17 protein-coding genes, 1 tRNA gene and 1 riboswitch are annotated in these 21,376 nt (G+C 64.1%); of the genes, 6 read left to right on the top strand and 12 right to left on the bottom strand.

What is annotated here, in order from left to right; all coding sequences use genetic code 11:
* The first annotated feature begins 274 nt into the window (after positions 1-274).
* Together B8446_RS01905 and B8446_RS01910 are read left to right on the top strand one after the other, a co-directional pair.
* Positions 275-1,135, top strand: a complete 861-nt coding sequence (locus B8446_RS01905; RefSeq protein ID WP_241767588.1) for a PhzF family phenazine biosynthesis protein — start codon at positions 275-277, stop codon at positions 1,133-1,135.
* A 249-nt stretch (positions 1,136-1,384) separates the two neighbouring features.
* Entirely contained in the window at positions 1,385-2,821 is a 1,437-nt protein-coding gene (locus B8446_RS01910) for a glycosyltransferase family 2 protein (RefSeq protein ID WP_048846594.1), read from the top strand.
* A gap of 2 nt (positions 2,822-2,823) precedes the next feature.
* On the opposite strand, the gene B8446_RS01915 is transcribed toward B8446_RS01910, so the two are convergent.
* Complete coding sequence (locus B8446_RS01915) at positions 2,824-4,620, bottom strand: glycosyltransferase family 2 protein (RefSeq protein ID WP_048846595.1); 1,797 nt, start codon at positions 4,618-4,620, stop codon at positions 2,824-2,826.
* A gap of 329 nt (positions 4,621-4,949) precedes the next feature.
* Here B8446_RS01915 and B8446_RS01920 point away from each other — a divergent pair, with 329 nt between their 5' ends.
* Entirely contained in the window at positions 4,950-6,125 is a 1,176-nt protein-coding gene (locus B8446_RS01920) for a glycosyltransferase family 2 protein (protein ID WP_048846596.1), read from the top strand.
* A gap of 96 nt (positions 6,126-6,221) precedes the next feature.
* Positions 6,222-8,504 carry a hypothetical protein gene (locus B8446_RS01925; RefSeq protein WP_048846597.1) on the top strand — a complete coding sequence of 761 codons (2,283 nt, stop codon included), beginning with the start codon at positions 6,222-6,224 and terminating at the stop codon, positions 8,502-8,504.
* Between the two features lie 75 nt (positions 8,505-8,579).
* Here the strand turns inward: B8446_RS01925 and B8446_RS01930 are convergent, their stop codons facing one another.
* The 4 genes from B8446_RS01930 to metZ form a co-directional block, all read right to left on the bottom strand.
* Entirely contained in the window at positions 8,580-9,983 is a 1,404-nt protein-coding gene (locus B8446_RS01930; RefSeq protein ID WP_053053627.1) for a sugar porter family MFS transporter, read from the bottom strand.
* Positions 9,984-10,151: 168 nt separating this feature from the next.
* Positions 10,152-11,102: a CPBP family intramembrane glutamic endopeptidase gene (locus B8446_RS01935; RefSeq protein WP_048846598.1), complete on the bottom strand. Its 951-nt coding sequence runs from the start codon at positions 11,100-11,102 to the stop codon at positions 10,152-10,154.
* Complete coding sequence (apaG, locus tag B8446_RS01940; RefSeq protein WP_048846600.1) at positions 11,099-11,572, bottom strand: Co2+/Mg2+ efflux protein ApaG; 474 nt, start codon at positions 11,570-11,572, stop codon at positions 11,099-11,101. The genes B8446_RS01935 and apaG overlap by 4 nt, the downstream gene beginning before the upstream one ends.
* A gap of 18 nt (positions 11,573-11,590) precedes the next feature.
* On the bottom strand, positions 11,591-12,802 hold the full coding sequence (metZ, locus tag B8446_RS01945) for an O-succinylhomoserine sulfhydrylase (RefSeq protein ID WP_048846707.1): 1,212 nt from the start codon (positions 12,800-12,802) through the stop codon (positions 11,591-11,593).
* 90 nt (positions 12,803-12,892) lie between these two features.
* Positions 12,893-12,972: riboswitch (SAM riboswitch) on the bottom strand.
* A gap of 129 nt (positions 12,973-13,101) precedes the next feature.
* Between metZ and B8446_RS01950 the strand changes: the two genes are divergently transcribed.
* Positions 13,102-13,175 (top strand) — tRNA-Gly (locus tag B8446_RS01950).
* 513 nt (positions 13,176-13,688) lie between these two features.
* Here B8446_RS01950 and xylB read toward each other — a convergent pair.
* The 7 genes from xylB to B8446_RS01985 all read right to left on the bottom strand — a co-directional run bounded on the left by xylB (position 13,689) and on the right by B8446_RS01985 (position 21,152).
* Positions 13,689-15,221 carry a xylulokinase gene (gene xylB / locus B8446_RS01955; RefSeq protein ID WP_084711986.1) on the bottom strand — a complete coding sequence of 511 codons (1,533 nt, stop codon included), beginning with the start codon at positions 15,219-15,221 and terminating at the stop codon, positions 13,689-13,691.
* Positions 15,222-15,389: 168 nt separating this feature from the next.
* Positions 15,390-15,932, bottom strand: a complete 543-nt coding sequence (locus tag B8446_RS01960) for a hypothetical protein (protein WP_053053628.1) — start codon at positions 15,930-15,932, stop codon at positions 15,390-15,392.
* A gap of 52 nt (positions 15,933-15,984) precedes the next feature.
* On the bottom strand, positions 15,985-16,719 hold the full coding sequence (locus B8446_RS01965; RefSeq protein WP_048846603.1) for a 2OG-Fe dioxygenase family protein: 735 nt from the start codon (positions 16,717-16,719) through the stop codon (positions 15,985-15,987).
* Between the two features lie 31 nt (positions 16,720-16,750).
* A complete protein-coding gene (locus B8446_RS01970) occupies positions 16,751-18,001 on the bottom strand; it encodes an NAD(P)/FAD-dependent oxidoreductase (RefSeq protein ID WP_048846605.1) in 1,251 nt (416 codons plus the stop codon).
* Between the two features lie 119 nt (positions 18,002-18,120).
* Entirely contained in the window at positions 18,121-18,702 is a 582-nt protein-coding gene (locus tag B8446_RS01975) for an RDD family protein (protein WP_048846607.1), read from the bottom strand.
* Positions 18,703-18,783: 81 nt separating this feature from the next.
* The gene (argJ, locus tag B8446_RS01980; protein ID WP_048846711.1) at positions 18,784-20,016 is read right to left on the bottom strand and encodes a bifunctional glutamate N-acetyltransferase/amino-acid acetyltransferase ArgJ; all 1,233 of its coding nucleotides are present in this window, start codon (positions 20,014-20,016) and stop codon (positions 18,784-18,786) included.
* A gap of 218 nt (positions 20,017-20,234) precedes the next feature.
* Positions 20,235-21,152, bottom strand: coding sequence for a peptidylprolyl isomerase (locus B8446_RS01985; protein ID WP_048846609.1), 918 nt, complete (start codon positions 21,150-21,152; stop codon positions 20,235-20,237).
* On the opposite strand from B8446_RS01985, the gene B8446_RS16675 reads away from it, so the two are divergent.
* Positions 21,151-21,282 (top strand): hypothetical protein, encoded by a 132-nt coding sequence (locus B8446_RS16675; RefSeq protein ID WP_264921691.1) that lies wholly within the window; start codon positions 21,151-21,153, stop codon positions 21,280-21,282. The two genes, B8446_RS01985 and B8446_RS16675, sit on opposite strands and share 2 nt — an antisense overlap.
* The last annotated feature ends 94 nt before the right edge of the window (positions 21,283-21,376 follow it).

Genomic DNA, 21,376 nt, shown 5'->3' on the forward strand with positions numbered 1-21,376 from the left:
CCTTGAGGCGCGCTCTGACAAAGCGGAAGTCACCATCGGAGTGATCGTTCGATACGACGGCCTGACGATGTCGTATGCGGCGCGTGTCGGTCACCGATGACGGCTATGGCGTCCGTTACGTTCTGCCTCGCATCCGTCGGCGATGCCGCTATCTTTGCATGGGTCAAGTTCATGTATCGGCGTTGTCGACGTTGGTGACCGACACGCTGTTCGGTGGGCGCATGATGCTGCGGTCCTGCTGTAACGTGTCACAGAACGGTCGTGGCGACAGGAGATGACGATGCGGACTTATGGCTTTCATCAGGTCGATGTGTTCGGGAGCGGGCCTTTGAGCGGCAATCCGCTTGCCGTCGTGCTGGAGGCCGACGATCTGGGCGAAAGCACGATGGCATCCTTCGCGCGTTGGACCAACTTGAGCGAGACCGTCTTCCTGCTGCGGCCGAACGATCCCGGGGCCGATTATCGCGCGCGCATCTTCACGCCCTTCGGCGAGCTGCCGTTCGCCGGGCACCCGACGCTTGGCGCCTGCGCGGTGTGGCTTGCTGCTGGCGGACAGGCGCGAGAGGACGCGGTCGTTCAGGAATGTGGCGTGGGGCTCGTTCCGGTCAGACGCGACGCCTCGGGCGAACTGGCGTTCCGTGCACCACCCTTGCTGCGAACCGGGGCGGTCGAATCGCCCCTGCTATCGCGCATCGCAGATGGGCTGGGCGTCGATCCGGACGCGATCGTGGACGCGGCCTGGGCCGATAATGGCCCCGGATGGATCGTGATCCGACTGGGCACTGAGGACGCCGTGACAGCGCTTCGTCCGGACTATGCCGTCCTGAAGGGGTTGAACGTCGGCGTGATCGGGCTGCGTGCAAAAGAGGCTGCTGCACGTGATGGCGTGTTCGCCGAAGTACGGGCGTTCTGTGCCGATGATGAGGGCAAAGGTTTTGAGGACCCCGTCACCGGAAGTCTGAATGCGGCACTCGGACAATGGCTGATACCAGCGGGTATTGCGCCTGCGGCTTATGTCATCACGCAGGGCCGGGCGTGTGGGCGGGCCGGCCGGGTTCGGGTCAGGGCAATCGGCGATGCTATCTGGGTCGGCGGCGGCGTGACCCCGTGCATCAGGGGAACCGTGTCGCTCTGACCCAGCCATTCTATCCGCCAAATCGGGCACTGTCCCGCGCGCGCCCGGGGTCACGGTGCCGGGCGCTGTGCCGACACGCAACTGGCGGATGGCCAACGCCGATGAGGGGGAAGGCCGGTGTTCCCGGAGCGTCTTTGACAAACAAAATCCGTCATTTGACTATGCCGTGCGTCTGTCGTGTCGAATGGATGGACGGGCTGAGCCGAGCCGGATGCAAGCGGAATTTCGGGACGCAAGAGCAGGATCTTCATGTCGGACGACCAGACCACCTACGAGAATGAGCTGCGGACATACCCCGTCGAGCCGCTGGGCGTGACGCGCAACGCCGGGGCCTGGCCGGCTCCCCGTCACCGGTTCAGTCTGGTCGCCTGCGCGCGGTGGGAAGCGCCGTATATTGCCGAGTGGTTGAATTACCATCGTTCGATCGGCTTCGAACACGCATATATCTACTGCAACGATGACGATCCATCGGAACTCTATGAGGCCCTCCTGCCGTTCATCCAGGGCGCGGATCCGTTCGTAACCTTTCATCACTACAGTTTCCAGGGACTGCAGTTTCAGATCTATCTGCATTTCATGCGGAACCACGGCACCGAGACCGAGTGGTTCAGTTTTCTCGATATCGACGAATTCTACTGCGTGCGCGGTTCGAACGATATCGCAGCACTGGTCGATCGCTTCACGCCCGCTGTGGATGCGATCTATTTCAACTGGTGCCATTACGGGCATAACGGCCATCAGACGAGACCGGCTGGCAGCGTCCTGAAGAACTACACGCGCCGCGAGATCGGCGTGACGCCCTTCACGAAAATGCTGATCAGGAGCCGGTCTTTTCCTTACGCGAACTACGTGACGTGGAACGACGGCCCGATCCAGCACGACGTGACGCATCTCACGCGAGATCTTACGCTGCGGAATGTGATCAACGAGGATTATGGCCTCTATTACCAGAACTTTCCGACCGACGCCTGGGCTTTCCTGAACGCCGACAACAGGCGCCAGCGTCTTCTCGATGTGGCGTATGTCGCCCATTTCAACATCAAGTCGGAAGAGGATTTCGACATCCGCGTCCGCCGTGGCCTGCGCGGGGATTATGCCGCGGAAGCGACGTGGGGACAGCGGAGTGCCGCCGAGCGGGCCTATCATCACGAACAGACAAATGCCGTCGAGGACACGTATCTTCACGACTACTGGCGCGACTATCTGGCCCGGTCATGGCGCCGCTCCGTTTTCCCGCGCTCGGAATGGGCTCTGCTTTCGGAGACGGGCGCCGTTGCCTCGCAGGAAACCACAGCCCATCCTCGCTCGGCAGCGGAAGACGCGCAGTCGCTTCTGTCCGGCAGGCTGACCGGACGGTCCCAGAACCATACCGATCTTCAGCACAATCCGTACTGGGCGATCGATTTCGGCCGGACCGTGCGCGTTTACGAAGTCCGGCTGTTCAATCGAATTGACGGTGTGCTGGAACGGATGGCGCATTTTCGGATCGAGAGCGCGATGACCGGTGAGGGCTGGCATCTGAGGTATGAGAAAACCGACGACAGCCTGTTCGGCGGCGCGGACGGCACGCCCTTCCGCTGGATCGATCCGGCGGGCTTTACCGCCCGCTACATCCGGATCGTCGTGCCGGGCGAAAACCGCTTTCTCCATCTGGATCAGGTGCAGATTTACGGCACCGAAACCTGAATTCAGCCTTGCTGCGCAGCCCAGCGTTCCACGAGGGCTGCCCAGCGTTCCTTATGCTCATCGGACAGTTGTGGATGTGCGTTCACGCTGGCCGTGCTGCCGCTGACCAGTGGGCCGATCTGAGCCTTGTAGCAGGCGACAACGTGTTCGCGGGCCGCGCGAATTCCGGGCAATGCGAGCAGGCTGTCGATCTCGCGTCTGACCCCTGGTGCGATCGCGGCATATCGATGATCGTCGTTTCCGGAATTTTCTTCGTGAAACGACAGAAAGTTCGTCACGACATCGGGCGTGTTGAAGCGAAAGACTTTCTCGGTCAGCACGCCGCTGCCGTCGTTTTCGCCACGCGCATATTTCCAGACGAATTCCTCGAGTGACCGGATGGCGTAGTGGCAGACGACGCCATTATGCGTCGTGGTTTTCATGACCGCCCGCTCATCGCCCTGCACGACACCATCCGCCGTCACCCAGCGTCGGATCTCATCGCGATATTCGTGAGGGTGATGGGCGTCCGCGAATGCAAAACGGTTGGTTCTGAAAGCGCTTTTGACGAGAGGGTTGCCGCCCGAACGGGTGTAGCGTAGACCGATCAGATCATCGCGCCATGTAAGCTGCTGCCCTGGAAAGAAGATCTGCCAGGGAAAGGCGATGCTGTCAGCGTTCGCGGCCCCTTGCGCGCGGAGGATCGGACGCAGGTCGTTCTGCCACATCGGTGCCGGCACGACATATTCGTCGAGATCGAGAACCAGCGTCCATTCGAAATCGAGAATCTGCGGCATGACGCTCAAGGCATGCGCGTAGGCCTTGCGCTGCATGTTCAAGGGGCCCGCATCCGGGCCGGGCGTATTGTCGAACCATGTGATGATGCCGGCCGCATCGAGCGCCGCGAGCAGGGCATCGGATCCGTCCGTATTGTTGTTTGTATAGAGGAAGACGTGCTCCACCCCGAGCACGCGGTGGTGGGCGATCCATTCGAGGATGTAGATGCCCTCGTCACGTGCGGTGGCAAGCAGCGCAAGTTCGCGTGTGGGTTTTGCGAGCCGTCTTGCATGGCGCAGGAAGCGATGCCCGGGCGAGGTCTGGGAAAACGATGTCAGGTCCAGGCCTGCACCCAGAAAGTCGTAGGTCTCATCGACGCGGCGCGGCGGCGCCTGACGATGCATCAGCGTCCGGCAGGCCTCGGCGAACCAGGGCTCGCGTGTCAGGCGCGATGGCCAGCCCGCGCCCTGCTGCGGCACGAGGCGCAGCAGGGCGCGGCACAGATCCTCGGCGCGCCGGTCGTCCAGCACCAGCAACAGAGCCTCAAGCACGTCTTCCGGACAGGGCCGCGAAGCATCTGTCAGCAGCGTCACACCAACATCGGTGAAGCGCCTGGCCGTGACGATGTCGCGGCAGAGTTCGGTCGTCGCTCGCAGGATAGGCTCGGTCGGTTCGGCGGGGAGGAGTTCGAACTCCTCCCATCCCAGAATCCACTCGGCACGGGTTTCAACGGCGCCCCCGGCCGGTCCGCAACTGAACATGCGTCCTGACACCGGATCGCGAAACGCGACGCGGTCGTCTCGTGCAGTCGCGCACAGCCAGACCGGGCGGAAACGCCGGGGCGCGGGCCGGCCCGCAAGGGTGATTGCACGACCGCTCGCTGCGATCAGGAAGCCCAGTTCCGGGCTGTCCGGATGACGGTAGAGATAGACGCTTTCCCAATGTCCGGAATCGGCAGACAATTCGGCCGGTCCCTGACAGATCTCGCCTGCGGCATCCACAGCCAGAAGGGCGGCGTTGTGGTTCCGTATGAGAAAGAGCATTGGCGTTTCCACGTCAGTTCGGGTCAATGGCGGCCTCTCCGCTCATGGCTCGCGGGTCACGTGCCCCCGCTTTCAGGGAGACATTGTCATGCGCCAGCGGACGTCCGATGCAGGCGGCAGCAGGATGTTGTCCAGTCTTCCGGGGCCTGACGCCGCCGGGGACTATGAATATCGCCGGACAGCCTGTCGAGGCGCTCAATTGTCACGGTTCCTGATCCCGGTCACTATGCCTCCATGACATATTTCAGGGACCCGTCGGGCAGTCTTCGCACCGTGCGCGGGCAGGATCGTGCGACGAAGACAGCGCATGCACATGAGAGAGATCGGTAATGGGCAAGACGACGCTGACGCTCGGCATCGGCATCACCACCTACAATCGCGCGGATCTCCTGACTCGGACGCTCGATGCCGTGCAACGGCACACGCTGACCAGGCACGTTCTCTTCGTCGCCAATGACGGGTCGGCCGACGATACCGCCGAACGCCTCGCGGCGCGTGAAAGTCTCGTGCATGTCAATGGTTCGAACCGCGGTATCGCCTGCAACAAGAACCGCGCGCTGTATTACCTTCACGCGTTGCGTCATTGTGATGTGGTGATCCTGCTGGAAGACGACACGTTTCCAACCGCCAACGGATGGGAATGGCCCTGGATCGAAGGCGCGATCCGCTACGGGCATGTCAACCTGGCCCCGTCGCACTGGAACGAGGATTTCATCCGGGGGGACGGCTCGGTCGCCAATCCGTTCGTGTCCTCCGTGTTGACCGGGCAATGCGCATCGTTCAGTGCCGCTGCCCTCGATCAGGTCGGCTATATGGACACGCGTTTTCGCCAGTACGGGCTGGAGCACGTGGAACATACGTTTCGCATGATCGGCGCGGGCTATGGTGGCGTCAGCGACGAGCACGGTGCGCCGACGCGTCCTTTCCTCATCCGCAGCGCATTGACCGTAACGGAGCTGACCAAGGGCCCGGATATGGAAGGGGTGCGTCATAACGAGCCCATTTTCGCGGCCCTGCGTCAGGAGCCGCTTTATCGTCATGCCTGGCGGACCGACGAGGAACTCGCGATCCTGCGGGCCGAAATGCAGCCTTTCCAGCTCGCCGGATCGGCCGCAACCCGATCCGCTCCCTGGTATATCGGCGCGTTCGACCAGCGCCCGCTGGTCCTGACCGAGCACAATTTGATCGAAACGGCCGTGACGACGGCAATCGGGCGCATCCTGCTGAGTGTGACCGGAACGAGCGCCCGGCTGGCTGTGGAATTCGCGGACCGCTCCCGTCGCTGGCTTGGAGAAGCGTCTGACAACCGGTTCGTGCCTACCAACGATTACGGTGCCGCGACCGTCTATGAGTTCGTGAGCGCGCGCGATGTCGGGTTCGGGCTGCGTCGGAACGGGGCGTATCTGTGCCGCGATCTTGGAGTAGGCGGCAGGGTCACGATCGGCCGCCTTGAAATGGCCGAGTGGGAAACATTCCGTTTTCTCGGATTTGCCCTGTCTCACTGATGTCCCGGCAGCCTTGGATCTGGCCGGTCCGGAGCTGCACGACAATCGGCGCCCACAACGGATGACGCATCAGCACCGGCATTGCAGGAAAATTCCATGAGAAAAGCCCTTTTCTTTGCGTCGGCCCTCTTCATGACGGGCGCGCAGGCACAGGGCGAAGATGAGACGATCGCGAATCGACCCACGCCACAGGGCTTCGCCATGCACGGTGCCATGCAGCCGATCAGCGCCGATCGTCCTGTGACAGGTGCTTTGTCGGCGCGGCCTGTCGATGTAAGGCAGGGTGATACTGTCGCAAGCGCGGAGCATGCAGGGAACGCCGGCTTGGCAGGAAATGCCGCTGCCGCCCACGCTTCTGCGATACCGGACGATTCTCGCGGTGGTACGGGTGCTCCGGCATCCCTGAGTCCCTTTCGGACCCTGCGTCCCGTCGGTCCGTCCGTTTTCCTGGGTGGGGTCTCGAATACGCGCTCGATGGCCGATCGCGATGCGATGGCGGACGTACTGGGAAGCGGAAAGATCAGCCTCTACGTTCATCCTTTCGCGCCGAATTTCAGCTGGGGCGGGACGGTGACGGCGGCCGTCACATCGGCCTTCAACCCGGTCGGCAAGGCGATGATCGAACTGGGATCCGGCGTCAGCGCCTCCCTGACGGAAGCGACGCTCGAGAATACGACCGGAGCGCCGGTAACGTTGCCGCCCCTGACGTCCTTTTCCGATGGCAGTCATGCGTGGCTTCTTGTGCAACCGACGCTGTATGCGCCGGTATCGGGCGCGCATGTGACCTGCGTGGTGGCCCATACCGAAGTCATCACGATCCCGGCGAACAGCCGCTGCGCCCTGCCGCTCAGATCGGCCGACATGGGCGCGGTGACGGTCAGCGCCAACACGCTCCGAAGTGCCCTGCACGGCATTCGGATGGTTTCTAATTATCCGGTGACGTCCAGATCCTATCGGAAGGGCGAAAGCGGCTATCTGGGCTCCCGGATGTCACCGGGGGATGCAGCCGCGAGCTTTACAGGCGGTGCGGGAGACAATCTGCCGCGCTACAGGTCGCTGGGTATTCAGCCGGTCATCAGCCCGGTCAACATCGACAACAGTGCTGCCGCCGATACGCCGGCCGAAACCGTGGCGTGGGATGCCTGGGTCGATGCTGTCCGGACCCGGAGTTCGATCAGGGTGCTGGCCCCGGTCCTGCAGCCATCATCCTGGGCCCTGACAGCCGCGCGACCCGATTTCGCATCCGATCCATTCATGACCGAGTTCAGGAAACAGGCAGTCCATGGCGGCGGCATTGCGTTCGATGCACCGCCAACCTGGGTGAAAGGTTTCGGTCGGGGCTATTTCATCTATCTCGCGCAGATGACGGCATGGGCGCGGGCGAAACATCTCGAGGTCATCTGGATCGTCTCACCGATGTCCGAGCGCGACATGGATTTCGTCGCCAACCTTCACTGGATGGTCGCCCAACTGAAGGCACGCGATGCACTGCCGACACGATGGGCTGTCGAGAACTATGCCTTCGACAGCGTCTCGCACCCTGACGCCTGTGCTGCCGTCGGCACAGCGAACGACAGGACCCGGACCGATGTAACGATCGATTGTCCCGCGGCACATGGTGGCGGACAGCGCTTTACATATCCCTATGCCGACAGTCTGAACGCTGCGGCCCTGTTCCTTGCCCAGTCCGTCGGCACGGCGCCGGCACCCGATCCATACCTCACGTCGGCCACTGACGAACAGGACGTGCGCTACTGCAGTTCCGCCTTGGGACTGCGCGACATTCGTCCGCAATACCTGTCTTCGAGCGATCTCTCGGACGGGGGTACCTTGCTGCACACATCCGATATCGGCGGCTCCGTGGTGGCCGAGGCACCAGATGGCTCGGCAAGACTCGGGCCGCTGACGATCTGGGGCAATCTCTCGTTCGATACGCCCACCGCCGGTCTTCTGCTGAATGGCATGTGGCTGTCAGGGGACGGCCGTCACGGCATTCACGTGACCTCGGGCGGTCCGGACGTTCTGCAGATTCATCCCGGAGCGGTCGAGTTTCCACAGCAGGTCGGCTCGATGAAGGAATATGGCAACATCACCTTCACCAATGACCGTGCCGGCCTCCTGCTCGGCAATCTGTGGTTGTCAGGCAGTGGCAGCGACAGGATTCATATTGTCGGGCGATCCGGAGAACTGGCGGCATTCACGCCCGAAGACGTCTCGTTCGCAGTGCCCGTGCAGGCGACGAGCTATCGGGAGAAGCTGAGCACGCCTGCGTCGTCGTCATCGTCCTGCGCGCCGGGACAGTTCACGGACGACGCCAACTACCACTATGTCTGCGTTGCACCGAACCACTGGAAGCGTGTTGCCCTGAGTTCGTTCTGATGGGCTTGCGCAAAAAAAAGCCCCGCATCGGTTTCGATGCGGGGCAAGCGGAAGACGGGAAGAGGGCAGGGAGAATCAGCGACCGATATCGCGCAGCTTCATGCCGGCATTGAGCTTGCGCTCGATCGCTTCGAGCACGACGCCGCGTGTTTCCGGCACGAAGGACATCGTGAACAGGATGAACAGGGCATTCAGCGCCGCATAGAGCCAGAACGTATGCGCCGGACCCAGTGCTGTCAGCAGCGTCAGGAACGTCGCACCGACCAGCATGTTGGCGGCCCAGTTCGTGAAGGTTGAGCAGGCGATGCCGAAGTCGCGGCCCTGCAGCGGCTGGACTTCCGCGCACAGGATCCAGATCAGCGGCCCGGCGGAAAAGGCGAAGCCCATGATGAAGAGCAGCAGCACCGCGACCGACAGATAGCGCGACAGATCGCTCGGCGTGCCCATGCCCAGCAAGGTCGCCAGCGCACCCATGCCGAACGCCATGATGATGAAGCCCGCGATCAGCATCGGGCGACGGCCCCATTTGTCGACAAAGCTGATGGCGATGAACGTCGAGAGCATGTTCACCAGGCCCACGATCGCCGTGCCCCACAGCTGACCGTCCTGACCGAAACCCGCCACTTCGAAAATGCGCGGCGCGTAATACATCACGACGTTGATGCCGGTCAGCTGCTGCACGATCTGAAGGCCGATCCCCAGGCCTACCGTGCGACGGAAGTTCGGGTTGGTCCGGAACAGACTGAAGCCAAGCTGCTTTTCCTGAAGCTGCGCACGGATGCTCTCCATCTCCTGACGCGCGACCGACGGGTCGTTGCGCAGGGCGGTCAGCGTCTCGAGCGCATCCTTGTCGCGACCGCGCAGCATCAGCCAGCGCGGACTGTCGGGCAGGAAGAACGAGCCGACCAGGAAGAGCGCGCCCGGAACGGCGACGATCCCCAGCATCCAGCGCCATGAGCCGAGATAGGCGAACAGCGCATCGGACACGAACGCCAGCAGGATGCCGCTCGTGATCATCAGCTGATAGACGGAAATCAGGCTGCCGCGGCGGCTCTCATCGGCGATCTCGGAGATGTACAGCGGAGCCACGAAGCTTGCGACGCCGATCGCAAGGCCCAGAATCGCGCGTGCGATGATCAGTTCGGCCACCGAATGCGCGGTCACACAGCCAAGCGCACCAATCACGAAGAGAGCGGCGCTGATCGTCAGGGACATGCGGCGTCCCAGCATGAACGAGGCGCGCCCGGATGCGAGCGCTCCGACGGCAGCGCCGAACATCATGGACGAGACGATCCATTCCTGTGCGGCTTCACTGGCCTGGAATTCCTGTGCGATGAATTTCAGGGCGCCTGAAATGACACCGATATCAAGGCCGAACATCAGTCCGGCCACAGCGGCCAAAACGGCTGCGAGAAACATGCGGCCGACCATCGGGCGTCGCGCCGATACCGGTGAATGGGTGAATACAGCAACGCTCATCGTCAATGTCTCCTTGCCCGCTGGGTTGCAGGCATAGGCATGGTCAGGAGTGACGAGGGCTGACCGGCGGCAGGCGAACCGCCGGGGACCAACTCGATGTCAAGACATTACACGGCGTTAAGGTCGAAGTAATTCCACGTTTGCGTGAGAAATGGATCATCCGTCCTGTTAGATTGTGATGCTTTTTGTCCCATGGGCGCGTCTCGCCGCGAGGCCGTATGGAACAACCATGAGTACGGTCCAGAAAATCATGGCCGGTAATCCACCCTCGGGTCCGACCGCCCCGCCGGATACCAGATCGGATCCCGTGGCCGTGCTGCGGAACAGCGAGCCCAGCGCCGGATAACCGCTGTCATTCGTGCCGAAGAAAGCGGTCTGGCCCCAGTCCCAGGCGGCATGAAACCCGATCATGAAACGCAGCGATCCCGTGAGCCACAGGACGCCGCATGAAAACAGCGCAAACTCCACGACCTGAACCGCGCCGATCAGCGGGTCCCGTCCCAGCACATGTTCGAGTCCGAACCAGAGCGACGTGATCAGGGCTGCCGGCATAAAGCCCACGGCATCGGACAAGGCATTCTGGATATAGCCTCGCGTGCCGAGTTCCTCGTTCACGCCGACCAGCAGGAAACCGAGGGCGAATAACGCCAGGGACGCGAGGTGCATGGCGACCGACCCGGGCGCAAGCACCACATGGTAGCCGCCACATGCGGCCTCGGCGCCGAACACGACCATGATCGAAGCGAAGCCGCACAAGGCGCCCGGCGCCATGCCCGCCCAGCGCGACACAGGACGGCGCATGTTCGTGGCGTCGAGCAGCGCTCCCGACAGCGGGCCATCATTGCGACGCCTTGCATGCAAGACCAGAAGGAGCGTGACCAGCAGGACGGCGACGACGGAGAGCGCTTCCGCGAAGGCGAGGGGACCGGGGGCGATCTTCCCGGACTGCAGGATGTTCGTCGCATCGTTCAGGGCCGGGAAGGCACGGCCGGCGAGATGCAGGGCACCCCGGATCAGGTCGATCGTCGTCGCACTCGCAAGATACCAGACGATGACACCGGCCAGGGCGGCCAGGCGGGCAGTCCGTCCGGCCGCGCGAAGCCGGAACAATGCGCTCAATGCATGATTCCGGACTGGTGCGGACAGTCGAGGCTAAAGGGGGGAATAGCGATGTCGAATTGCTGGCGATCAGCGGGGCGCACCATGTGGTACTGGCCGCGCATGAACCCGCCCGGGGTCTCCAGCGCCGCGCCCGAGGTGTATTCGAACTCGCCGCCTGCGGCGATCACCGGCTGCTCTCCCACGACCCCTTCGCCGCGGACGTGTTCGACCTGGCCGCGCCCGTCCACGATCTCCCAGGCCCGGCTCAGCAGCTGAACCGTCTCGTCCGAGCGGTTCTCGATGCGGATGTGATACGCCCACGCGAAATGATGGTCCTCGGGATGGGACTGATCCTCGAGCCAGAAGCTGCGGACCGTGACCACGATGTTGGCCGTGGTCGCCGTGAAGCACGGCGCCTGTTCCATCGCTTCGGCGAGGGCGGCTTCCGGATCCGTGATCAGGTGGTGCGGGATCGGCTTGTCGGACATGCGGCGTACCGTTTCGAATCAGGTGGGAGTGGCGAGGGCCGCGTCGAGCCCATGTGCCAGATCGGCAATCAGGTCGCGCGCGTCTTCAAGGCCGATGGACAGACGCACGGCGCCTTCGGTGATGCCGAGCGCCGCACGGGCTTCCGGTCCGACGCGCATGTGCGTGGTCGTGGCCGGATGGGTTGCAAGCGAGCGGGCGTCGCCCAGATTGTTCGAGATCGCGATCAGCTTCAGCGCATTGAGGAAGCGGAACGCACCCGGCCGACCGCCTTCGATCTCGACCGCGACCATGGTGCCGCCATTGCGCATCTGGCGCGCCGCCAGTGCATGCTGCGGATGATCCGCACGGCCAGGATATCGCAGACCTGCAACGCCTCTGGCGTCGGCCAGGAAATCGGCGACCTGGGCCGCATTCGACGCCATGCGCTCGACGCGCAGATCGAGCGTTTCAAGCCCCTTGAGCAGCACCCACGCGTTGAACGGCGACAGCGTGTTGCCGGTGTTGCGCGTGAACGGCTGCAGCGTGTCCGTGATCCAGGCCTTCCGGCCCAGAACCGCGCCGCCAAGGACGCGCCCCTGACCGTCGATATGCTTGGTGCAGGAGTAGATCACCACGTCCGCACCGAGCGTCAGCGGTGCCTGGCCGGCTGGCGAGGCAAACGCATTGTCCACCATCAGCAGGGCGCCGGCGCGGTGGGCGAGGGACGCGATACTCTCGAGGTCCACGATGTCGAGCATCGGGTTCGACGGGCTTTCCAGCAGCACGGCACTCGCGGGCTTCGACAGCGCGCGTTCCCAGGCGGCGAGATCGTGCCCGTCCACGAATTCTGTCTCAATGCCGTAGCGCGGCAGGAGCTGGTCCACGATCCAGTAACAGGACCCGAACAGCGCACGGGACGCGACGACACGCTCGCCGGTCCGGACATGTGAGAGCAGGGCCGAGGAAACAGCGCCCATGCCGGACGACGTCGCAATGCAGGCTTCGGCGCCTTCGAGGAGGGCCAGGCGCGTCTGAAGCGCATCGACGGTCGGATTGCCGAAGCGGGAGTACTGGTAGTGTTCGACATCCCCCGTGAATGTCGCCGCTGCCTGTTCCGCGCTGTCGTAGACGAAGCCGGAGGTCAGGAAGATCCCCTCGCTGGTCTCGCCGAAAGGCGTGCGCTCGACGCCTGCGTGCAGGAGGCGCGTTGCCGGGTGCCAGGCGTTGGAGGAATCGGAGGAATGGGTCATGTCGCGGAGTCCAGGATTCGGGCCCTCAGGCGCACGGCGGACCGCGCCCAGAGGACGGATCATGGCCGTGGAAGTCCGAGGGAAGCGTCAGACGCCGCCCAGGGAGCCTCTTTAGCGCTGTTGTTTCACCTCGCCGCAAGCCGGCCGTTCAAATCACGAGGACCGACGGATGAGCGTCGGCCTGCCGAACCTGCGCCGGGACGGGGGCGGCCGTCAACTCCGCCGGAAAAATTGCGGCATCCATCCCTTTGATCGTGGATTGCGCCAGCGCGCGTCCACCAGTATGGTGCGCGCCGTTCGCGGGTGTAGTTCAATGGTAGAACGGCAGCTTCCCAAGCTGCATACGAGGGTTCGATTCCCTTCACCCGCTCCAGCACGCTCTCTTTGCCCGCTGTCGCACCACAGCCTCGCTGCCGACAGTCGCATTATTCATGATGCGCGCGAAAGCTTCCTCACGACATGGCACACCCCGCAGTCCGCGCCGGGCGTCAAAGACGTTTTCCGGTCGCTGTCATTGCGGCTGGCCTGAAGGAAACCCCTGCGTGGTCTTGCTGCCGCAGGACCCTCTTAAGGCACGCGGGACGGACTCTTCAGGGTAGCAGGGTAGCAGGGTAGCGTCTGGACCGGTCCTGATGCCGCGCGTGTGGGATGGCCGTTCGGGCGGCATATAAGGCGTCATACGTGCGCTCCCGCCGCAGGGCTTCAATCGGTCATGCGGGGACCAACCGCTTCATAGTATGGGTCCGGACGGGGTCCCAGTAATGACCTGCCAGTCGTAATGGCTGTTGGGACGGCACGAAGGACGCCATCCTCTCTCGCCGCCGGACCCTAATCGGCCATGCGGCGAGCAGATTTTTCGATAGCAGTGCGGGTTCCGAATGGGCCCTCAGTGATGATGGCGCCCGTAGTGGTGGCCGTAATGGTGTCCATGCGGCCCCGCGTGGTGAGGCACGCCATGCCCGGCGGTCGTGATGGAGCTCAACAGCGGGTAAGCGGCCCGGTAACGCTCCTGAGCATCTTCGTATTCCTCGACCAGGGAAGGATCAGGAGCGATCGTCTCGGTCCGGACGGGGGGCACGCATACGTCTTCGACCGCATCTCCCGTTGCCGCGATCCGGGCCAGGCGCGCAGCCCCGAAGGCGCCCCCCTGTTCACCATGGGCGAGGCGATGCAGATCCAGATCCAGAACGGACGCGAGGATCGAGATCCATGTCCGGCTTCGCGATCCGCCGCCGACCATGTCGGCGCTCGTGGGGTTCGAACCTGCGTCGCGCAGCCCGTCGAGCGCGTCGCGGAAGGAATGCGCGACGCCTTCAAGCACGGCCTGCGTCAGCTCCGGTCGTTCCAGTGACCGGTCCAGCCCGAGAAATGCGCCGCGGACGCGACCATCGTTATGCGGGGTCCGTTCGCCGTTGAGATAGGGCAGGAACAGGGCGCGCGATGGCCGTTCGATCCTGTCCGGCAGCTCCGCCAGCAGCGTCGCCTCGTCGACGCCGTTGACCCCGGCCCACCATGCCAGCGACGACGCGGCGGAGAGCGTCACGCCCATCTGGTGCCACGTGTCGGGTATGGCGTGGCAGAATGCGTGGACCGCACTGTCGGTATTGGGGCGGAACCGGTCCGTCGTGCACCAGACCACGCCGGACGTGCCCAGCGAGACGAACGCATCACCCGCCCGCACGGCGCCAAGCCCCACGGCCGATGCCGCATTGTCGCCCGCGCTGCCGGCGATCACCGGTGCCTTGTCCATGCCCCAGCGTGCGGTCAGTTCGCGCGAAAGCGTGCCCGCGGGATCGACGCCCTCGCACAGGCGCGGCATCGAATCGATGTTCAGGCCGGTCGCCTCAAGTGCAGCTGCGGACCATTCCCGCTTGCCGACATCAAGCCAGAGCGAGCCCGAGGCATCGGACATGTCCTCGATCTTCTCGCCACACATCTTCATGCGCAGCCACGCCTTGGGCAGCAGCACGTGACGCGTCTGCCGGAAGATGTCGGGTTCGTTCTTGCGCACCCACAGCAGCTTCGGCGCGGTGAAGCCCGGCATTGCAATGTTGCCGCATACCGCGCGGCTTTCGGGGAACGCTTCCTCGAACTCGTGACACTCCTCCTCCGAGCGCACGTCGTTCCAGAGAATGCAGGGCCTGAGCACGCGGTCGTCATCGCCGAGCAGCACGGCGCCGTGCTGCTGTCCGGAGAGGCCGATGCCCGTGACGGCGGCGACCGCTTTCGAATCGTCCTGTTTCAGCCCGTCAATTGCTTCCAGTAAAGCTTGCCACCAGCTTTCCGGATCCTGCTCGCTCCAGCCAGTATGAGGCGTGGAGACGCGAAGCTTCACGGTGCGGCTCGCCCGGACTGTCTGATCGCGATCGACGAGGATCGCCTTCAGGCCTGAGGTTCCGGCATCGATCCCGATATACATGCAAACATTCCGTTCGATCTGCGACGACGGCAGACGATACGGCGCGGCTCATGCACAGGCTGCATCACGATGCTTGTGATCGCCTGTCTCTCTCAAAAATGTGTGGTTCGTCCCGCGCAGGGAGACGATGCGCACATGGGCGCATCGTTTCGCGCCGGACTGGCCGCATTACTGATGGCCGGCCTGATGGGCCGCGACATCCGCGCGCAGATTGCCGATCGGCGGGGCAGGCATCGTGTCCTGATATTCGTGACCATCCCAGGCCCAGCGATCGTCCTTGCCGACCAGAAGGTCATGCATGCCGCCATGAATGCGCGGCAGGACGCTGATCGTCCCGCTGACCGAATCCAGGATCTTGGTCCAGTGGTCACGATGACCCAGATAGATGGAGGTCGAGCACCCGGCGGAACCGCACAGGCGGGCGGACTGGATCTGCACGAACAGCGCAATGTCGCCATGGCCGGAGGCCGCCAGCGGGGCTGAACCGACGAGCACGATCGGCCGGTCGCCCTTGGCCGTCGCTGCCGAGATGTCACCCTGATTCAACTGGCGCGCTGCCTGATCGAGCGCCGAATTCGGCTGTTGCGTCAGGATGACGGGCTTTGCACCGTTGCTGCCGGAGGAAGCGTGACGATGATGGACACGGGCCTGGGCGACGGCAGGCGCAAGCGCCAAGCAGGAGAGAAGGACCAGAAAACGCAGGGACGGCATGAACGGCTCCGCAGGAAAGAGGCGCTCTTCTACCACAGGCCGGCTGCAGGCGTTACTGGTGCCGCAACGTCACCACCAGCACGTCGCGATGACTGGGTCGTGCGGGGTCGATCGGCTGCACGGCCGTGACGCCGTGATAGACGCGGTGATCGTCCACGAGTGCTGCATCGAGCGGATTGGTCAGCGTGAACGTGCCGAGCGATTCGCGCTGTTCGTCGTGAATCGTGGTCGTCCCGCGCTCGACGTTCTCGCGGCCGATCATCAGGACCAGAACCCAGTCCACACCATCACGATGCATGCCTTCCGGAGTCGGCTGGCCGGGAGTGCCGGGCAGGGCTTCGATCCGGAACTGATGCACCTCGCAATGCCACACATCCGGGCGCTGCGCCGCAGGCGTCAGGTCGAAGCCGATGCGGGCAACGACGCGCAACGCTGCGCGAAGGGCAGGGTGATTGCCGATGGCCTCTTCGATCGGTGCGAACCACCGCTCGATGCCGCCATTGAGAAGATTGTGATCCCGACTTTGATAATGCGGCTGATGGCGCTTGCGGACGATATCGGTCTCGGAAATGGCGAACGTCGCATAGCGCCGGCGCCGATAACGGCCACCATCGGCCATGTATCGATCAAGGCCGAGCCGGTTCCAGCTCGCGGCGAAACCGTCCCAGTCTGTCAGACCCGCATCTTCGAGGCAGGCCCGCATCGGTGCCGCCTGCACGAAGGCGAAACCGTCCTCGGCCAGGGCGGTTTCGGCCGCCTTCAGGGCTTGGGCCGCGTTGTCGGTCACGACACGACGTCTGGGACGATGCGGTGGCGCGTCACAGCGGGTGCTGGTCGCGCTTGCCGAAGAGGCCTTGCAGGAAGGCCGTCACACCGCGTGCATGGCCCGAGACCGTGCCCTGATGCTGGCGATACAGGATGTCATGGACGAGACGCGCGCCGATGCCACGCAGCGGGCCGCCGCCGAACGACTTGGCATTGGGCATCATGCCCCAGCCGTTGTAGTTGGCGAACGCCACGACCGAGCCGCGATCGCGATAGACGAACGGATCGACCGGTCCGCCGGCCGCGAAGCGCTCCATGTTCTGCGCGAGATAGATGCCCTGCTGGCGTGCGACCTGAGCCGTGGCGGGCAGCGGCTCCTCGTTGTTGCGCGCGCAATCGCCGATGGCGAAGATCGACGGATCCTTCGGGGTCCGCAGATGTGCGTCCACCGTGATCTGGCCGCCGCGTCCGCGATCGAGGTCCTCGAACAGGTTCGTCGCGTCGGTCGCGCGCACGCCGGCGGCCCAGACCTTGAGCGGGGCGTCGATATGAGTGCCGTCTTTCAGCGCAAAACCGGTCTCGTCCACGCCGATGACCATGGCCTCGCACCGCACGTCCACGCCGAGCTTCTCGAGCTGGGCCCGCGCTTCGGTCGACACGCGTTCGGGGAAAGCGGGCAGGATGCGCGGCCCGGTTTCGATCAGCGTCATGCGCAGTGTCCGCGCGCGGGCTGCCGGGCCGAGAGACGGGGTTTCATCGATCGCGTGGCACAGCTCGGCTGCGAGCTGGGTGCCCGTGGCGCCGCCGCCGACGATGCCGATGGCCAGCGGCCGCTGTTCGCGATCGGCTGCGATGAACTCGTCGCGGAACCGCGCGCGGAAGGCGCTGGCGTCCGACAGGCTGTCGATGAACGCACAATGTTCGAGCACGCCGGCGATGCCGAAATCGTTTGCCCGGGAGCCGAGTGCCACGACGAGTGCATCATACGGAATGCTCTGATGCGCGCCGCCGGCCGTCGTCACCGCGATCGACTTCGCGGCCCGGTCGACGCCGGACAGACTGGCCTGCACGAAGCGGAAGTTATGGCGTGCCGCCTCGACGCTGAAGTCGATGCAGTCCTGCTCGTGGCTGACGGTGCCGGCCGCAAACTCGTGCAGCATGGGCTTCCAGTAATGGACCGAACTGCGGTCGATGAGCGTGACCTCCAGCGGCGGATGTGCGGCGCGCTGCTTGCCGAGACCCACGACCAGCTCCATGCCGCCGACGCCGCCGCCTACGATCACGACGCGATAGGATGCTGACATGGCTTTCTCTTCCCTGACCTGTTCCATTCCGACACCGGCCAATAAGCGGCCTGCATCGCGAGGTTGTATGGGGGGCCCGGCACCCCTTCAAGATCGCCCCGGGCCACGAAATCGTGACGCTACGCCACGGACGGTGGCACGAACACCACTGGATCGGCATAGGAGGCTCGCAGAACCAACGTGCCTGCCGCGAGGTCATGCAAGCCTTGTTTCCGCCGCGTCCAGGCGATCATCAGGACGCCAATGATGGTGAACCCGGATACGATCCGGGCGCACTGCCGACCGAGTGAACGCCAGAACGAAATACGACGCGCGCCGAGATCCGTCACCCGCAGACGGCAGGCGAGCTTGCCTGGTGTGGCCTGCAGCCGCGAGCACTGGAAGAGCGTGCCATACAGCAGCGTAATGAGCCATGACAGCGCGTGGATGAACAGCCCCCGGATGCCGACATGAATGCCGGGAAAGGCCGCAAATGCCTTCGGCACGAACAGCGACACGGCGCGCGTGCTTTCGTCATCGAGCGTATCGAACGAGACCGTGCCGTGTGACGTCAGGATGTAGGTCACGATGCCGACCGGCAGCAATATGATAGCGTCGATCAGATAGGCCGCCACACGCCACCAGAACCCCGCATACACGAAGATCCGTTTCGGGTCCGCGGGCAGATCCCCGGCGGGCAGTGCGGATATCGGATCAGGCATCGAGTGGCTCGCAACGGCTGGATGGATTGCGCAAGCGTAGTCCAGCCGTCGCCTACCGCCTAGAGAACCCGTCCGTCGCGGTCAGCTTCGGTAGGATCCGTTGATGTCGATATAGCCGTGTGTCAGGTCGCACGACCACGCTTCCGCATGGCCGTTGCCGAGCCCGAGATCCGCCTGGATGTCGATGACCTCGCCCTTCATGTGCTCGACCACCGGCGTTTCGTCATATCCCTGGACGACCATGCCATGCCGCGCGATCCAGACACCCCCGATCGCAATCGACAGCGTGTCGCGGTTGGCCGGCTCACCGCACTTTCCGACGGCCATCACGACGCGGCCCCAGTTGGCATCGCCGCCTGCGATCGCGGTCTTGACCAGCGGCGAGTTGCCAATCGCCATGGCGACCTTGTGCGCCGACGCGTCCGAGACGGCCCCCGTGACCGTGATGTGGATCAGCTTGGTTGCGCCTTCACCATCTCGGATCACGAGGAGCGCGAGTTCCTGCAGCGCATCGCGAATCGCCGCCACGAAGTCTGCAAGCCGCGGGTCAGCCGCATCCTCGATCGCGGCATTGCCGGCGCGGCCCGTCGCGAATGCCAGCACCATGTCCGAGGTCGACGTGTCCGAATCGACCGTGATGCGATTGAAACTGCGGTCGACGGCCTCGCTCAGAATCTGCTGGAGCACAGACTGGGGAAGGGCGGCGTCGGTTGCGATGAACGACAGCATCGTCGCCATGTCGGGTGCGATCATCCCCGATCCCTTGGCGATCCCCTGAATGCGAATCGGCGTGTCGCCGATGGTGATCTCACGCACGGCAGCCTTGGGGAACGTGTCGGTCGTGACGATCGCCTGTGCCGCATCCGCCCAGGACAGTGGCGACAGCCGCGTGTAGAGATCGGGCAGCGCCTTCGTGATGCGGTCGTATGGCAGGATCTCGCCGATCACGCCCGTGGACGCGACGAACACGTCGCTTGCCGAACACTGCACGAGGCGGGCCGCGGCCGCGGCCGTCGCCTGTGCGGCATCGACGCCCGCGCGCCCGGTGAACACGTTGGCGTTGCCCGTATTGACCACAAGGGCACGCGCCACGCCGTGCGGGAGGGCTGCCTTGCACCAGTCCACGGGCGCGCCGGGACATTTGCTGCGGGTGAACACGCCTGCAACCGTGGTGCCGGGCACGAACTCGGCCATCATCAGGTCCGTGCGGCCGGAATAGCGGATGCCGGCTTCAGCACTCCCCAGGCGGACGCCCTCGACCGTGCCGAGCTCCGGCAACGGACGGGCAAGCGGGGAACGCGCTGGAGCGGCCATGGGGTGATCTCCCTGATCTGAAACGACGAACTTCGCAGCAACACGAACATGCGTGCGATGTTGCATTGTTTTTCGGGCATGCGACGCCGGTGCGCAAGCAGGCCGGGGACTGCGGTCGTAAGTCCGCATACGAAAAACCGCGGGAGATACAGGATTTCTCCTGTTTCCCCCGCGGCGTTCGGCAGCCCGTCACGATCACAGGATCGTGCGGGATAGGCTCAGTGATGAGCGGACGGCGTCGTCGTCTGGACCGGGGTCGCCATCGGCTTGCCCTGCTGATCGTACTGCACGATCTTGACGCCCTTCATGGCGGCGTCGACGGCGCTGCGGACGTCCTGCTGGATCAGCTTCTGGCGGATCTCGCCCTTGACCGAGTCATAGCTCGGGACCGGCGCGTCGCGCGTGCCGAGAACCTGGATCACGTGCCAGCCGTACTGCGTCTTCACGGGCGTCTGCGTGATGGTGTTGGGCTTCATCTTGAACGCGGCATCCGAGAATGCCGGAAGCATGTCGCCGCGCTTGAACCAGCCGAGATCGCCGCCGTTGGAGCCCGCCGAGCCCTTGTCGGTCGAAAGCTGGGTTGCAAGCTTGGCAAAATCGGCGCCGTGGTTCAGCTGCGCGATGATGTCCTTGGCCTGTGCCTCGGACGCGACAAGAATGTGGCGCGCATGCACCTGTTCCTCGGGCTTCGCCTTGGCATAGTTCGCCTGGTAGTACGACTGCATCGCGGCGTCGGTGACTTCCGGCGTGACCTTCTGTGCAAGGTAGGCGTTCTGCAGCGCGCCGTCGGCGGCCGCCTGCATGCGCGCATGCACGTCAGCCTGCTTGTCGAGCCCTTCCTTGTAGGCTGCGATCTGCACCGCGCGCTGCTGCACCAGCTGGTTGATCAGGATGCCGAAGAGCTGCTGCGGCGATGCCTGATTCTGCAGCTGAGGCGGCAGGTTGGCGGCAGCCCGCTGCACATCGGCCAGCGTGATGATCTGTCCGTTGACCGAAACCAGCGGCTGGTTGGGGTTCGGTGCCGCGGCCGGAGCTGCGGGTGCCGCGGCCGGCGCCGGAGCAGCCAGTGATGCGGTCGCGAGCGTGGTGGCGCTCAGAAGTGCGGCGCAGGCGAGCGCGGGGCGGATAAGCCGCATGGATATCGAAACCTCACAGGAAACGGGAATGGCGCGCATCATGGCGAAGGCCAATGAAGCCCGCAACCCACCGGCCGATGATAAGGCAAAGGCCGCGCGGGCGATACGCTCCACAGCGCTCGCAGGTTGACCCTGCGTCGGCCGCACCTTATCTGAACGTCGCGCGCACGGCGGCGTCCGCCGGCCCCGACATGCCAGACCCGTTTGTCGCGTCGTCCGGCCCG

It is taken from the genome of Tanticharoenia sakaeratensis NBRC 103193, from assembly GCF_000963885.1.
In the GTDB taxonomy this organism is placed as follows: domain Bacteria; phylum Pseudomonadota; class Alphaproteobacteria; order Acetobacterales; family Acetobacteraceae; genus Tanticharoenia; species Tanticharoenia sakaeratensis.

Excerpts from the sequence above, each read along its gene's own strand:
- B8446_RS01905 (WP_241767588.1), top strand. The coding sequence starts at position 275 with ATGACGATGCGGACTTATGGCTTTCATCAGGTCGATGTGTTCGGGAGC.
- B8446_RS01910 (WP_048846594.1), top strand. The coding sequence starts at position 1,385 with ATGTCGGACGACCAGACCACCTACGAGAATGAGCTGCGGACATACCCC.
- B8446_RS01915 (WP_048846595.1), bottom strand. The coding sequence starts at position 4,620 with ATGCTCTTTCTCATACGGAACCACAACGCCGCCCTTCTGGCTGTGGAT.
- B8446_RS01920 (WP_048846596.1), top strand. The coding sequence starts at position 4,950 with ATGGGCAAGACGACGCTGACGCTCGGCATCGGCATCACCACCTACAAT.
- B8446_RS01925 (WP_048846597.1), top strand. The coding sequence starts at position 6,222 with ATGAGAAAAGCCCTTTTCTTTGCGTCGGCCCTCTTCATGACGGGCGCG.
- B8446_RS01930 (WP_053053627.1), bottom strand. The coding sequence starts at position 9,983 with ATGAGCGTTGCTGTATTCACCCATTCACCGGTATCGGCGCGACGCCCG.
- apaG (WP_048846600.1), bottom strand. The coding sequence starts at position 11,572 with ATGTCCGACAAGCCGATCCCGCACCACCTGATCACGGATCCGGAAGCC.
- metZ (WP_048846707.1), bottom strand. The coding sequence starts at position 12,802 with ATGACCCATTCCTCCGATTCCTCCAACGCCTGGCACCCGGCAACGCGC.
- xylB (WP_084711986.1), bottom strand. The coding sequence starts at position 15,221 with ATGTATATCGGGATCGATGCCGGAACCTCAGGCCTGAAGGCGATCCTC.
- B8446_RS01960 (WP_053053628.1), bottom strand. The coding sequence starts at position 15,932 with ATGCCGTCCCTGCGTTTTCTGGTCCTTCTCTCCTGCTTGGCGCTTGCG.
- B8446_RS01970 (WP_048846605.1), bottom strand. The coding sequence starts at position 18,001 with ATGTCAGCATCCTATCGCGTCGTGATCGTAGGCGGCGGCGTCGGCGGC.
- B8446_RS01975 (WP_048846607.1), bottom strand. The coding sequence starts at position 18,702 with ATGCCTGATCCGATATCCGCACTGCCCGCCGGGGATCTGCCCGCGGAC.
- argJ (WP_048846711.1), bottom strand. The coding sequence starts at position 20,016 with ATGGCCGCTCCAGCGCGTTCCCCGCTTGCCCGTCCGTTGCCGGAGCTC.
- B8446_RS16675 (WP_264921691.1), top strand. The coding sequence starts at position 21,151 with ATGGATATCGAAACCTCACAGGAAACGGGAATGGCGCGCATCATGGCG.
- B8446_RS01985 (WP_048846609.1), bottom strand. The coding sequence starts at position 21,152 with ATGCGGCTTATCCGCCCCGCGCTCGCCTGCGCCGCACTTCTGAGCGCC.